The organism is Pseudomonas sp. 50_B, assembly GCF_017491625.1.
GTDB classification, from domain to species: Bacteria; Pseudomonadota; Gammaproteobacteria; order Pseudomonadales; family Pseudomonadaceae; genus Aquipseudomonas; species Aquipseudomonas danubii.
In genome coordinates this window covers 1-14,155 of sequence record NZ_JAFGYX010000022.1, presented here as the reverse complement: position 1 = coordinate 14,155, position 14,155 = coordinate 1, and the positions used below count along the sequence as shown (strand labels likewise).

Annotated in this window: 13 protein-coding genes and 1 pseudogene; 11 read left to right on the top strand and 3 right to left on the bottom strand. The window is 59.8% G+C overall.

Translation table 11 applies throughout. From position 1 onward, the window contains the following. The first annotated feature begins 127 nt into the window (after window positions 1-127). From J5M73_RS24805 to tal, 9 genes are all read left to right on the top strand, one after another. Window positions 128-943 (top strand): ABC transporter permease, encoded by an 816-nt coding sequence (locus tag J5M73_RS24805; RefSeq protein ID WP_102864095.1) that lies wholly within the window; start codon window positions 128-130, stop codon window positions 941-943. After that, window positions 933-2,207, top strand: a complete 1,275-nt coding sequence (locus J5M73_RS24800; RefSeq protein WP_102863700.1) for an ABC transporter ATP-binding protein — start codon at window positions 933-935, stop codon at window positions 2,205-2,207. Before J5M73_RS24805 ends, J5M73_RS24800 begins: the two co-directional genes overlap by 11 nt. After that, window positions 2,204-3,580, top strand: coding sequence for a polysaccharide pyruvyl transferase family protein (locus tag J5M73_RS24795; protein WP_102863701.1), 1,377 nt, complete (start codon window positions 2,204-2,206; stop codon window positions 3,578-3,580). The genes J5M73_RS24800 and J5M73_RS24795 overlap by 4 nt, the downstream gene beginning before the upstream one ends. A gap of 5 nt (window positions 3,581-3,585) precedes the next feature. After that, window positions 3,586-4,278: a 2OG-Fe(II) oxygenase family protein gene (locus J5M73_RS24790; protein ID WP_102863702.1), complete on the top strand. Its 693-nt coding sequence runs from the start codon at window positions 3,586-3,588 to the stop codon at window positions 4,276-4,278. 158 nt (window positions 4,279-4,436) lie between these two features. Beyond that, entirely contained in the window at window positions 4,437-6,410 is a 1,974-nt protein-coding gene (locus tag J5M73_RS24785; protein WP_243433927.1) for a glycosyltransferase, read from the top strand. After that, on the top strand, window positions 6,407-7,507 hold the full coding sequence (locus J5M73_RS24780) for a hypothetical protein (protein WP_102863704.1): 1,101 nt from the start codon (window positions 6,407-6,409) through the stop codon (window positions 7,505-7,507). The genes J5M73_RS24785 and J5M73_RS24780 overlap by 4 nt, the downstream gene beginning before the upstream one ends. Continuing rightward, window positions 7,491-8,390: a glycosyltransferase family 2 protein gene (locus tag J5M73_RS24775; RefSeq protein WP_102863705.1), complete on the top strand. Its 900-nt coding sequence runs from the start codon at window positions 7,491-7,493 to the stop codon at window positions 8,388-8,390. The genes J5M73_RS24780 and J5M73_RS24775 overlap by 17 nt, the downstream gene beginning before the upstream one ends. Before the next feature lie 143 nt (window positions 8,391-8,533). Continuing rightward, window positions 8,534-9,535 (top strand): tRNA dihydrouridine(20/20a) synthase DusA, encoded by a 1,002-nt coding sequence (dusA, locus tag J5M73_RS24770; protein ID WP_115581971.1) that lies wholly within the window; start codon window positions 8,534-8,536, stop codon window positions 9,533-9,535. A 178-nt stretch (window positions 9,536-9,713) separates the two neighbouring features. Then, window positions 9,714-10,640 (top strand): transaldolase, encoded by a 927-nt coding sequence (tal, locus tag J5M73_RS24765; RefSeq protein WP_102863751.1) that lies wholly within the window; start codon window positions 9,714-9,716, stop codon window positions 10,638-10,640. Between the two features lie 72 nt (window positions 10,641-10,712). Here the strand turns inward: tal and rssC are convergent, their stop codons facing one another. Next, a complete protein-coding gene (gene rssC, locus J5M73_RS24760) occupies window positions 10,713-11,195 on the bottom strand; it encodes an anti-sigma factor antagonist RssC (RefSeq protein WP_102863752.1) in 483 nt (160 codons plus the stop codon). Beyond that, window positions 11,195-12,376 (bottom strand): two-component system response regulator RssB, encoded by a 1,182-nt coding sequence (gene rssB, locus J5M73_RS24755; protein ID WP_102864100.1) that lies wholly within the window; start codon window positions 12,374-12,376, stop codon window positions 11,195-11,197. The genes rssC and rssB overlap by 1 nt, the downstream gene beginning before the upstream one ends. A 275-nt stretch (window positions 12,377-12,651) precedes the next feature. On the opposite strand from rssB, the gene J5M73_RS24750 reads away from it, so the two are divergent. Further along, entirely contained in the window at window positions 12,652-12,951 is a 300-nt protein-coding gene (locus J5M73_RS24750) for a PilZ domain-containing protein (RefSeq protein WP_102863753.1), read from the top strand. A 66-nt stretch (window positions 12,952-13,017) separates the two neighbouring features. On the opposite strand, the gene J5M73_RS24745 is transcribed toward J5M73_RS24750, so the two are convergent. Then, the gene (locus tag J5M73_RS24745; RefSeq protein ID WP_207816307.1) at window positions 13,018-13,704 is read right to left on the bottom strand and encodes a VacJ family lipoprotein; all 687 of its coding nucleotides are present in this window, start codon (window positions 13,702-13,704) and stop codon (window positions 13,018-13,020) included. Between the two features lie 204 nt (window positions 13,705-13,908). Between J5M73_RS24745 and J5M73_RS24740 the strand changes: the two are divergent. Next, window positions 13,909-14,155, top strand: a pseudogene (locus J5M73_RS24740) (HAD family phosphatase); the annotation flags it as partial.

Genomic DNA, 14,155 nt, shown 5'->3' with positions numbered 1-14,155 from the left:
TCGGCCCATGCATTTTTGGTCTATACACAACTCATAAAATTCTTCGATACAAACCACCGTCCCGCTCCTCAGTACTTTCAGGTCGTGCGTATGGCGGTGTTGGAAGTTGATCACCAAGGAGTGGATGTTGATTGGGGGTAACACGCTTAACCGTTTCATGTTCAGGCCCTGGCGCCATCGGGAACTGCTATTGGCGCTAATCGAGCGTGAAATCACAGGCCGCTATCGCGGATCGATCGCCGGTCTGCTCTGGTCCTTCCTCAACCCCCTGCTCATGCTGCTGGTATACACCTTCGTTTTCAGCGTGGTGTTCAAGGTGCGCTGGGACACCGGCAGCGACTCGAAAAGCCAATTCGCCTTGCTGGTATTCACCGGCATGATGGTCTTCAACCTGTTTTCAGAATGCATCAGCCGTGCCCCGGGCCTGATCCCGAGCAACGCCAACTACGTGAAGAAAGTCGTGTTCCCCCTGGACCTCCTGCCCGGCGTGATACTCGGGGCCGTGCTGTTCCATACCCTGGTGAGTTTCATCGTCTGGCTGATCTTTCATCTACTGGTCTTCGGCCTGCCACCGTTCACCACCTTGCTGTTTCCCCTGGTACTGCTGCCGCTGGTGCTGTTCACGCTTGGGCTGTCATGGTTCCTGGCGTCCCTGGGGGTCTACCTGCGGGACATCGGCCAGGTCATTGGAGTGCTAATGTCGGCCCTGATGCTGCTGTCCGCAGTGTTCTATCCCGTGAGCGCACTGCCGACTGCCTATCAGCACTGGCTCTATCTGAATCCCCTGACCCTGGTCATCGAGTCATCCCGCGACGTGCTGATCTGGGGCGTCGTCCCCGATATCAGCCTATGGCTGGGCCAACTGGTGGGTGCCAGCGCTGTGGCTTTTCTCGGACACGCGTGGTTCGAGAAGACCCGCCAGGGGTTTGCCGATGTGCTCTGATCCTGTGATCAAGACCCAGGGCTTGGGCAAGTGCTATCAGATCTACGACCAGCCTCGGGATCGCTTGCTGCAATTGCTGCTGCCTCGCGGTAAACCGCGCTATCGCGAGTTCTGGGCATTGAAAGAGGTCTCCCTGGAGATTCGCAAAGGCGAAGCCCTGGGCATCATCGGACGCAACGGCAGCGGCAAATCGACCTTGCTGCAACTGATTTGCGGCACCACGGGCGCCTCTTGCGGCAGCCTGACCCGCCACGGCCGGATCGCTGCCTTGCTGGAGCTGGGTTCGGGATTCAATCCGCAGTTCACCGGCCGCGAGAACGTCTACCTGAACGGTGCGGTGCTGGGGCTCAAGCGCGCGGAAATCGAAGCGCGCTTCGACGAAATCGCCGCGTTCGCCAATATCGGTGAGTTCATCGACCAGCCCACCAGGACCTATTCCAGCGGCATGCTGGTACGCCTGGCCTTTGCCGTCTCGGTATGCGTGGAGCCGGACATCCTGATTGTCGATGAAGCCCTGGCCGTGGGCGACGCTTCCTTTCAGTTCAAGTGCCTGGAGCGACTCGATCGCCTGACACGACAAGGCATGACCCTGCTGTTCGTGTCTCACGACATGAGCCTGATCAAGCGCTTCTGCAACCGCGCCCTGTATCTGCGTAACGGCGAAATCCGCGCCAGCGGCGCGCCGGAAGCGATGGCCGAGCTCTACCTGCTGGACATGCGCGACGAACAGCGGCGCTGGGCCAGCGCCGGAGCCATCCAGGTCACGGTCAAGACAGCGCTCAACCCGGAACACGGCATGGCTTTTGGCACCGATGAAGGACGCATCACTTCGGCGGTCTTCAGCAACACCGGAGCGCTGTACTCGAGCTTTGTCCATGGCGACAGCATCGAGATCGCCATCGACACGCTCGTCAGCGACGCCGTCAGCCGCCCCAACATCAGCCTGACCATCCAGGAGGCCAGGCTGCTGGTGATCAGCGGAGTCAATGCGTCCCTGCAAAGCGGCGCATCCGAGAATGGCTGGCGCCGCGCTTCGATCCGCCTGCAGTTCGCGGCCAACCTGGCTGCCGGGCGCTACCACATCACCCTCAAGCTGATGGATGGCGAGACCGAAGAAACCTCACAACTGATTGAAAAGCAGGTCGCCCTGCTGGCCTTCGACATTCTGCCGGGCAACAAGCATTTCCTGGGAATCGTCGATTTGCACATCAAGCCCGTCACCCGTGAAGGACAAACAACCAGGGCGACCGAGGAACACTCATGAAGGACAAGGAGTGGCAGGTAGCGATCTTCGGTACCTTTGACGTGGCCAACTACGGCGATCTGCTGTTTCCCCTGATCGCCGCCGCCGAGTTGCAGGCGCGCCTGGGCACTGTGCACCTGCATGCCTTCTCCTATAACACCCGCACGACGCCACAATGGCCCTACAACGTCACCTCGGTCAGCGAACTGCCCCGGCTGATCGAGACCCTGGACGGGGTACTGATTGGAGGCGGTTTCATCATCCGCTTCGACAAACAGGTGGCCCCGGGGTATTACCCGCCAGACCCGCAGATCCACCATCCCACGGGTTATTGGCTCTCCCCCGCACTGATTGCCCTGCAGCATGACGTACCGCTGATCTGGAATGCCCCGGGCATGCACTGCAACAACGTACCGACCTGGGCAGTCCCTCTGGTCAAACTGGCCCTGGAGCTGAGCCCCCACGTGCAAGTACGGGACACCTTGTCTCAAGACACCCTGTCGGCGCTGAGCGATGAGGCCCGAGTCGAGGTGCTGCCGGACACCGCATTCGGCCTGCCCAACCTGATCGACCTGCAGCAGCCCTCCGTGGAATACCGCCAACTCTGTGAACAGGCCGGACTGAACAGGCCCTACCTGGTGGTGCATGCGATTGCCGGCCTGGAGGGGTTCCTACAACTGTGGAAAACCCACAACCCGCTCTTTGCAAGGTGGCAGCTGCTGTTGCTGCCCATCGGCCCGGTACTGGGAGATCACGAATCGATTCTTGGCGACGACCTGCCAAGGGCCGTACGCCTGCCTACCTGGCCAGCACCGCTGCTGCTGGCCGAGATCCTCGGCCACGCCCAAGGCGTGATCGGCCACAGTTACCACCTGGCGATTACCGCCCTGGCCTTCGGTGTCCCCCTCTTCAGCTCGGCCCGCCTGGACCTGGGCAAGTACACCGCCCTGCGGGACTACGAGGGAATCCACCCCCTGCACGCTGTGCAAGAGATAGATCCCCAGTGGTTCCTGGAGTGCCTTGTACGGCGAGCCCCCTGCGCCCGACTGGTCGATGCCCGAGAGCAATTGCAGCGCCATTGGGATCGAGTGGCCGAACTCATCAGCCAGGGCCGCCGCCCCACCCGCCAGTCAATCGACCGACTCTGGCAAGCACTGCCTGGACTACTGGAAGAAACCCGCCTGGACTGGCGTGAGGAATGCCTGGAAAAACAGGCTGAGCTGGAGGCACTGCATAAGCAAATGGAGCAACTGAAACAACAACAGCGCCAGCAACAGGAACTCATGGGACACGCCTGCGGCGAACTCGACCGGGTGTATCGCTCCAGCTCCTTTCGCATCACTGCGCCACTGCGTTCCCTTCGACGCCGTTTCAACCATCTACTGGGAAGATGAACAGGATGCTAGATCTGACGAGGCTCACCAAACAGCCACTGCACAATCAACCTTTCCGCTGGGGCCAGATCGATGGCCTGTACACAGCGCAAGACGCCGCGGCGTTGGCAGCGACCTACCCCCATGACGCCTTCAAGCGAGTGTATGGATATGGCGGAGAAAAAGACTATGAGTACCAGGCGCGACAATTGGTGGAAATGGGGACTGGGCGCATCGTCCACCCTGAAGGCCTGAGCCCCGCATGGCTGGCACTGGCGACAGAACTGAGCTCTGCGGCCTATCGCCTGGCGATGTCGACACTGACCGACCTGGACCTGCGCACAGCCCCCATGGAAATCAATGTATTCCACTACGGGCCGCAGGCCTGCCTGGGTCCTCATCCCGACCTCAGCGACAAGCTGGTGACCCATATCCTGTATTTCAACGAATCCTGGAACATCAAAGAGGGTGGCTGCCTGAACATCCTCGGCTCTGCAGATCCAACGGATGTGGTAGCGGTGATCCCACCCCTGGTCGGTAACTCTGCCGTCCTGGTGCGTGCCGAACATTCATGGCACGCCGTATCACAGGTAGTGGACAACTGCCGGACCTCACGCCGCAGCATGACCGTAACCTTCTACCGTCCCGGCTCTCTGAGTTCGATGTGGCCAGCCGCAGACCAGACTCCTCTGCATGACTATGAAGGGCCTCATGGCTAAAGCGCACGCAAACCTGATTGGCAACGTTATCGCCCCAAAGGAAACCGGGAATGCCACGGCCTGACCCCAAAGCACTACTCAGGCAACTGCGCAACACCTATCGGAGACTGCCACTGCCCAATCCTCTGCGCGTCCTATTGGGTCGAATTTATCGCCAAATGACATCAGTACGACGAGCCCTGCACCGCGCCGTAATAGCCGACAGTCTGTTTCAACCTCCACTTTGCAACTTGCAGGAGCCGCTGGCGAATGCGCCCGACTACGTATTCTGGGGCGTCATCGACTGGGATTTTCGACACCAGCGCCCGCAACAGCTGGCCGAGCAGTTGAGCCTTGGCGGACGCCGTGTGTTCTACATCTCGGCCGCTCTGGAGGATGACCCTCGCGACGGTTTTACACTGCGCCCTCTTGATGAAACGGGGCGCCTGTTCGAAGTCCGGCTCTTTGCCCACACCGCGCCGATCATTTACCACGCAGTACCGGATGAAACCTTGATCTGGCAGTTACGGCGCAGCATCGGTGAACTCCTGAGTTGGGCGAATTCGCCCCAGGTGGTATCGCTGATCCAGCACCCGTTCTGGGCTCCCGTGGCGGGAGCGCTGCCCAACAGTCGTGTGGTCTATGACTGCATGGATCACCATCAGGGATTTGGCAACAACGCCGCGCAGTTGCAACAACTGGAGTGCCGCCTGATCCGCGAAGCCGATGTGGTGCTGTTTGCCTCGGCATGGCTTGAACAACATTGGCACCCGCAAAGGCCAAGGACAGCTGCACAGCAGCGAGCGATTCTGCGCAACGCCGCCGACTTCGACTACTTCTCAACACCCACGAAACGCCGCTATCAAGATCCGCAAAAACGTCCCGTGATCGGCTACTACGGGGCATTAGCCCATTGGTTCGACGTAGACCTGGTGTCTGCCATAGCCAGCGCCTTTGCCCACTGCACCGTGCTGCTGATTGGCGCAGATACCGCAGGTATCGGCGCGCGCCTGCGGGGCCACGCCAATATCAAGCTCACGGGCGAGATTCCTTATGCGCAGCTGTCCGCCTACCTGCAGGCTTTCGACGTCTGCATCCTGCCGTTCCGCATCGAACCGCTAACCCTGGCCACCAACCCGGTCAAGGTCTACGAGTACCTGAGCGCCGGTAAACCGGTGGTGGCGGTGGATCTCCCTGAATTGCACGAATTCAAGCAACAGGTCGCCATCGCCGAGGACACGCCCGCGTTTATCAATGCCATCGCCCGGGCGTTGCAGGAACCTGGATGCAGCGCTGCTTCTTGCCAACGCCAGGCCTTCGCCGCGCAGCAAACCTGGCAACACCGGGTACAGGCCCTGCTTAACCTGACAGAGAATGTTGCCTCTCAACCGCTGGTGAGCGTGATAGTGGTGACCTACAACAACTTGGCCTTCACTCGGGACTGCCTGGCGAGCCTGGCTGCCGATTCCCTGAGCGAGCCACTGGAAATCATCGTCGTGGACAACGCCTCCACCGATGGCAGCGTCGAATTCCTCCAGCACTGGTCAGCGAACAGCGGACACTCGCTGATTCTCAACAACAGCAACCGGGGTTTTGCCGCCGCCAACAATCAGGGCCTGGCCCTGGCCAAGGGCGAGTTCCTGGCACTGCTTAACAATGACACCCAGGTCACCAGCGGCTGGGCACAAACCCTGCGCCGCCACCTGCAGCGCGACCCGGGGCTCGGCCTGATCGGACCGGTGACCAACAACATCGGCAATGAAGCGAAGATCGACATCCGCTATCAGGACTCACGGGAGATGGCCATCCGTGCCCGCCAATACACCTGGCGCCACGCCGGCCTGAGCGTGCCTTGCGCCACCCTCGGTTTCTTCGCGGTGATGATGTCCAGGTCAACCTATCAACGCCTAGGCCCCCTCGACGAAGCCTTCGGGCTGGGTTTTTTCGAGGACGACGATTACTGCCGCCGGGTCGAGCAAGCCGGCTTGTCCTGTGCCTTCGCCGAGGACGTGTTCATTCATCACCACCTGTCCGCCTCCTTCGAACTGATGTCCGGAAGCCAGCGCCAGCAACTGTTCAACCGCAACAAGGCTTTCTATGAAGCCAAATGGAACCGCCCATGGGTCCCGCACACCTCCAGGGAGGAGCCATGAAACTGGTCTATCTGTCGCCTGTCAGTTGGCACAGTTTCGCCCAACGGCCCCAGGAACTGGTTCGACAGTTCCACGCCAGCACCCGGGCTCCGGTGCTGTGGATCGAACCCTACCCCACTCGCCTCCCGGTGCCCCGCGACCTGCTGCAGCGCTCCCCAGCCCCTCCCAGCGAACCGGTGCCCGACTGGTTGACCCTGATCCGTCCCCGAGCCCTGCCGATAGAGCCCTTGCCCGGTTCGGGGTGGTTGAATCGACTGTTCTGGGGGCGCCTGATGCAGCAGGTCAGGCACTTCGCTCAGGGACCGACCCAGCTAGGCATCGGCAAGCCCTCGCGACTGGCCCTGCAGTTGCTGCGCGAGCCGCTCTTCGTCAGCAGTTTCTACGACGTGATGGACAACGTACCGGCTTTCTATAGCGGCTGGTCCCGGCGCGCCATGCAGCAACGCCAGCGCGAAACGGCCAGAGCCGTGACCACCGCCCTGACCTCCTGCTCGAACCTGCAGCACTATTGGTTGCAGCAGCAGGTCAATGCACGCCTGCTACTCAATGGCTGTGCCAGCGAACGGTTGCCCTCCCTGCCACTGTGCCGATCCACAGCACCTACCACGCGCCCCGTATTCGGCTACATCGGCACCCTCGCCAAGTGGTTCGACTGGGACTTCATCCTCGCCCTGGCCCAGGCCTTCCCGGAAGCCGAGGTGCGCTTGATAGGCCCGCAACACGGCAACTCACCTCCGGCCCTAGCCGCCAACATCCGCTGCTTACCGGCACTGTCGCACCCAGCCGCACTGGCGGCGATGAGCGAATTCGACGTCGGGCTGATTCCGTTCAAGAGAAACGACATCACCCGTTTTGTCGATCCGATCAAGTACTACGAATACCGGGCCCTGGGCCTGCCGGTGGTCAGCACCGACTTTGGCGAAATGAGTGTTCGCCGTCATACACCGGGAGTTTTTCTCAGCGATACCGCCACGGACATTCCCCAAGTGATGCGCCAAGCCCTGGCGTTCAGCGAGCCGCTGGCGAATACCCTGCAGTTCCGCGAGGCCAACTCTTGGACGAAACGTTTCGAGGTGGCCCATGCCGCAATCCTGTGACGTGGTGGTGGTCAACTACAACGCTGGCCTTCTGCTGGAAGAGTGCGTCGCCTCAGTGCTGGCACAGGGTGTCGGCAGACTGGTATTGGTGGACAACGCCTCCCACGACGACAGCCTGCAACGGGTGCTGACCCGCTACGGTGCCGACAAACGCCTGAGTATCCTGCGCAACCCGAGCAACACTGGCTTTGCCGCTGCCTGCAACCTCGGCGCCACACAGTGCACACAGCCCCATATCCTGTTCCTGAACCCCGACACCGTGCTGCAACCCGGGGCGCTCCAAGGTCTGATCGGCGCCTTGTGCCACTCCAAAGACCTGGGCATGGCAGGTGGCTTGCTGTGCAATTTCGACGGTAGCGAGCAGCCCGGTGGTCGCCGAGTCTTTCCGACCCCACGCCGAGCGGTGGTTCGCGCCCTCAACCTCTCGGGTCTGGCCTGGCTGTCACCCCGCTTGTTTTCCGACTTTCTCCTGCACCGCGAGCCCCTGCCGACCCGACCAACCAACGTCGAAGCCATTTCCGGCGCCTGCATGCTGGTCAAACGCGAAGCCCTGGACAGCGTCGGCGGCTGGGACGAAGGCTATTTCCTGCACTGCGAAGACCTGGACCTGTGCATGCGTTTTCGCCATGAGGGCTGGAAAGTCTGCTTCGTGCCCCAGGCAAAAATCTTTCACGCCTGGGGCGCCTGCAGCCGCTCACGCCCGTTGTTCGTCGAATGGCATAAACATCGAGGCATGATCCGCTTCTATGGCAAGTTCTTTCGTGATGATTATCCGAAGGTTCTTTCCTGGTGCATTTGCGCGGGGGTATGGCTGAGGTTCGGCGCAATGGTGGGGTACTACTCTGCGGTGCGGTTGAGGCAGATAGTCGGCGTAACTCGATGACTCACCAATCGTCCCCCGTCCATCCCGGGGACAAACAAATTGCCCCTGCGCTTTCCTGATAAACTCCGCGCTATCAGATCTTTTGTTCACGATGCGAAGAAGCTTGCTTCATTTGCCGCCGTAACGTCTCAAAGCAGAACCTCATGTCCTTGAACAACGAAGCCTCCTTACAGCAAACCTTTTCCCGTCGTTTCTCCGTGGCGCCGATGATGGATTGGACGGACCGTCACTGCCGATTCTTCCTGCGTCTACTGTCCAAACACACCCTGCTCTACACCGAGATGGTTACCACCGGTGCGCTGCTCAACGGTGATCATGAGCGCTTCCTGCGCTATCACCAGTCCGAACATCCTTTGGCACTGCAACTGGGCGGCAGTAACCCGGCGGACCTCGCGGCCTGCGCGCGTATGGCCCAGGAGCATGGTTATGACGAGGTCAACCTGAATGTCGGTTGCCCAAGCGATCGGGTGCAGAACAATATGATCGGCGCCTGCCTGATGGGGCATCCGGCGCTGGTGGCCGATTGCGTGAAGGCCATGCGCGATGCGGTGTCGATTCCGGTGACGGTCAAGCATCGCATCGGGATCAACGGTCGTGACAGTTATGCCGAACTGTGTGATTTCGTCGGCCAGGTCCAGGATGCCGGCTGCACCAGTTTTACCGTGCATGCGCGGATCGCGATTCTCGAAGGGCTATCGCCCAAGGAGAATCGGGATATTCCACCGCTGCGCTATGACGTGGCAGCACAGTTGAAGGCGGATTTCCCGCAGCTGGAAGTCATCCTTAACGGTGGAATCAAGACCCTGGAGGCCTGCCATGAACATCTGCAGACCTTTGATGGGGTGATGTTGGGTCGTGAGGCCTATCACAATCCCTATCTGCTGGCCGAGGTGGACCAACAGCTGTTCGGCAGCACCGCACCGGTCATTTCTCGGGCCGAGGCCCTGGCACAACTGCGACCTTATATTGCCGAGCATCTGGCTTGCGGTGGCGCGATGCACCACATCACTCGCCATGTGCTGGGACTGGGGACGGGCTTCCCTGGGGCTCGCAAGTTTCGCCAGTTGTTGTCGGTGGATATTCACAAGACCAAGGACCCATTGGGCCTGCTGGATCAGGCCGGGCAACTGCTTGAAGGGCGTTAACCATCAGCCGGGTTGAACCTGATGTGGCTTTTGGTATCTCAATTACCTGAATCACGCCCCAGCATTCAAACACCTGTTTTCAGGCCTCCGCCCTTGGGGCCGTTGTAAGCCTTCCGCGCCCTTGAGCGCCTGACAGCGCTCGGGTAATGTCATCAGACCCATAGGACAGAGCACGCTCATGACTTCCAAGCTGGAACAACTGAAGAAAATCACTACCGTGGTAGCCGATACCGGCGACTTCGACGCTATCGCCCGGGTCAAGCCGGTGGATGCCACCACCAACCCTTCGCTGCTGCTCAAGGCTGCAGCCATTCCTGGCTATGCCGACCTGTTGAACGCTTGCGTCAGCGACTGCAAGGGTGATGTCGGTCTGGCCAGCGATCGCTTTGGCGTGGCTGTCGGCCAGGAGATTCTCAAGGTCATTCCCGGTCGTATTTCCACTGAAGTGGACGCCCGGCTGTCGTTCGACACCGACGCGATGCTCAAACGCGCCCATCGCCTGGTCGAACTCTATGAAAAGGCTGGCGTAGGACGCGATCGAGTGCTGATCAAAATCGCTTCCACCTGGGAAGGCATTCGTGCCGCCGAGAAGCTGGAGCGTGAAGGCATCCAGACCAACCTGACCCTGCTGTTTTCCTTCGCTCAGGCCGTGGCCTGCGCCGAAGCTGGAGTCTTCCTGATCTCGCCATTTGTGGGTCGGATCTACGATTGGTACAAAAAAGCCAACGGCAGCGACTACACCGGCGCCGATGATCCGGGCGTACAGTCGGTCACACGCATCTACAACTACTACAAGGCCAACGACTACAAGACCGTAGTCATGGGGGCCAGCTTCCGCAACCTGAACCAGATCGAGCAACTGGCCGGCTGTGACCGCCTTACCATCAGCCCAGACCTGATCGAGAAGCTGGCAGCCGACACTGGCCAGCTAGAGCGCAAGCTGAGCCCGGGCAAGACCGGCGAAGCCCGTCAGAGCCTGAACGAATCGCAGTTCCGCTGGGCCTCCAATGAAGACGCCATGGCCACTGAGAAACTGGCCGAAGGCATTCGTCAGTTTGCCCGTGACCAGGAAAAACTCGAAGCCCTGCTGGCTGCCAAGCTCTGATTGCTCAGTACCAACGCAAAAAGGGCGAACCCTCACAGGTTCGCCCTTTTTTACGCATGTTGTTTCAGCGAGTCAGTGACGCTCCAGAGCGTTCACCAGATCGTGGAAGGCTTCGCGGTTGGAGTCGTTGAGCCCCATCAGGATCTTGTGAGCCTCCAGGACCTTAATCCGCACCACTTCTTCCGACTGGTCCTGGGAAGGCAAGTCGGCCAGGCATTCCGGGCAAGGAATCGGACGATCGACGATGTTGAACACCTGATCGAAGCCCATGGACTGCAACAGCCGGGTAATGTCTTCGTGGGTGGTGACGACGGTGGGCAATAGACCTACCTTCTGCCGCGATAGGATCGACAACTTGGCCAGCAGGCCCAGAGTAGTACTGTCGATGCTGCGGGTTTCAGTGAGGTCGATCACGATCGCCGAGAAATTCAGCGCAGTGAAAATCCGCTCAATAGTCGCATCCAACGCCGAACACAGGGTCAGGCGCACTTCACCGATGAACTTCAGGACAAAAGTGCCGTCCTGCTCGGCGAACTGGATTCTACCGGTACTCATTAAAGGTTCCTGCTCAACACTAACAGGGCGATATCATCCGGCATCTCCCCTAGCGTGGCCAATCCAAAAACTTGCCGCAGGCCATCCAGGCTGCCGCCCGCAGCTCTCACCCGTTCAGGCAAGGCCGCTTCTTTTTCTTTGAGTGTAGGTTCGGGCAAAAGGTCCAGAATGCCATCGGACATCAGCGTCAAGCTGAACACCGGGGGCAGTTCCAGAATGTGGTCTTCATAGGTAGCCTCGTTGAACAGCCCCACCGGCAAACCACGCCCTTCCAGATAACGCACACTGTCTGGTGTGTACAACACCGGCAACGGCAAGTGCCCGCCAATGCTATAGGTCAACAAACCAGTCTCCTCGTCGATAACTCCACCGACCATCGTGACGTGTTTGCCCAGCTTACAACTGATCAGGCCACGGTTGATATGGCCCAGCACTTCCGAAGGCTTGAATTCCGGCAAGGTACCGTTGCGCTTGGACTCGAACAGCAGGCGCGTGGTCATGAACTTCAACAGCACGGTGACGAAGGCCGATGACGCGCCATGGCCGGAAACGTCAGCCAGGTAGAAGGCAACCCGACGCTCGTCGACGCGGAAGTAGTCGACGAAATCCCCCGACAGGTAGAGCGAAGGGATGATCTGGTGCGCGAAATTAAACTCATCAATCGACCAGGGACTGGTGGGCAGCATGTTCATCTGCACCTGGCGACCGGCGTTCTGATCTTCCTGAAGCAGATTGAGGCTGGCCTCGAGTTCGCGGTTGGCGGCTTCGAGCTTTTCTCGATAACGCTGGTTTTCCAGCAACAAGCGCGCTCGATCCAGGGCTCGACGCACAGAGTGCTCGAGCACGGCCAGATCTTCCAGAGGCTTGATCAGGTAGTCCGCCGCACCCAGGCGCAGTGCTTCAACCGCGTCATTCATCACGCCCGCCCCCGAAACCACTATCACCGGGGTTTGCGGCGACAACTCGGTCACTTGACGGATAAGTTCGAGACCGCCCATCTGCGGCATGCGCAGATCGCAGATCACCAGATCGGGGTTGTCGCGCTGGAATACCTGAAGACCCTGCTGGCCGTTAGCAGCCTGCAGTACGCTGAAGCCACTGTCTTCCAAATAGGCCGCGAGACTCGCGCGTACTACTTCGTCGTCATCGATTATCAGCAGCGTGGCACTGGTTTTTTGCATGTGGGCAAACGGCGCCAGAATTAGGTTGGCGTAGGTGGCTTGGCCCAAGGCCTGGCGCACGCTACTGGATTCGCTTTCTAGCCACTCTGAAGTGGAGCCAGGACCTTCAGCCCTGCACGCCCGCTCATCAGAGGTGCCCTTCTAAGGCGCAGACGGTACTCCCATCCGCGGGGCGTTTCAAGCTCATGCCGATGGTCGCCTGACGTCTTTACACCGCAAATCACCGGGAGTTATAAAAACCGCTAAAACCGCAACTCAATCGCAGGATGGAACCCATGAATCAGAACCAGCGTGACTACAGTGAAAAGCGCGATTACATCCGTATGCGGGTGGATGCCGAGGTCACGCTGATCCACCAGGGACAGGTGATAGAAGCGGTCTGCATTGACCTTTCCAGCAGCGGCATGCAGGTCCAGGCGCCTCGCTCATTTCAGGTCGGCGACCTACTGAGTGTGCGTATCGACTCGGAGCATGCAGCCCTCAGAGGCCTTGAAGCGGAGACCGAAGTGGTCTGGGTCAACTCACAGGAGGGTGGCGGCCAGAAACTTGGGCTTACAATCCTTAAGATGAAGTAAAACTTCCGTCCATGAAAAAGGCGGCCTCATGGCCGCCTTTTCAGTTTCTGCAAGACAGTTGCCCGATCAGAAGTCGTCTTCGACCTGACCATCCTTGACCTTGAATTCACGATTCTGCAGATAGGCATTGCGCACAAAGGTGTAGCGATCACCGCGAATCAACTTGTCCGCAGCCAGCAGGCTGGCACGAGTATCAACCACGTTCACGCCCATGGTGATGTTGCGCGCAGGGATGTCGTTCATGTAGCGATAAGGCAAGGTGTAGCGGTCCACATACTTGGCCGGCGCATCACGCAGGGTGCTAGGGCCCAGCAACGGCAGCATCACGTAAGGACCGCTGCCCACGCCCCAATAGCCGAGGGTCTGGCCAAAGTCTTCGTCATTGCGCTGCAGGCCCATCTGGGTACCGACGTCAAAGAAGCCCGCCAGCCCCAACGTGGTGTTCATCAGCAGGCGCGCAGTATCCACACCGGCGGCACGAGGCTTGGCCTGGAGGATGTCGTTGGCCAGGTTGCCGACGTCACCGAGGTTGCGGAACATGTTGTGGATACCGTCTTCCAGAAACTGCGGCGTCACCGCCTGGTAGCCTTGGGCCAACGGCTTCAGGGCATAGGTATCAAGGGTGTCGTTGAACGTGAAGATGGGACGGTTGATGCTTTCCCACGGGTCCTCTTCGGCCGCCTGGGCGGCCAGGGGAGCCAGCGTCACACCGGCACTCATACATAGCGGAACTAGATAACGGCTCCAGCGCATAGCAGGAAACTCCTTGGATTGTTCTCTCGTGGGGCTATGCCCTGAGGTTAGGTCGAGGAGTATAAAGCGGATAGGCCTGTTTAGGCAGCATCACTGCAAGCAGCCTGGAGGCATCAGTCAATCAATCCTGTTCGCATTCACCTCACTGTCACCTGCATGTCATCTTCCCCGGCTAGCCTGGAGAAGAATTTCAAGGACGTTGATATGCCCCACGCCGATGCCTTAGCCCAGACTGCAGCGCCATTGACCGCGGTGCTCTTCGGCCTCAGTGGCTGCCTGGTGGATTTCGGTGCGCGCACGCGCCTGCAAACCACCACGCACCCTGGCCCGGAACAGGTCCGGACCACGCCAGGGGCTTTGGACACCTTGCGTCATCTGCAACAACTGGGCATTCCCTGCGCCTGGCTTGAGCAACTACCCTGCGCCAGCAGCAGCCACCTGGCCGCCGCCC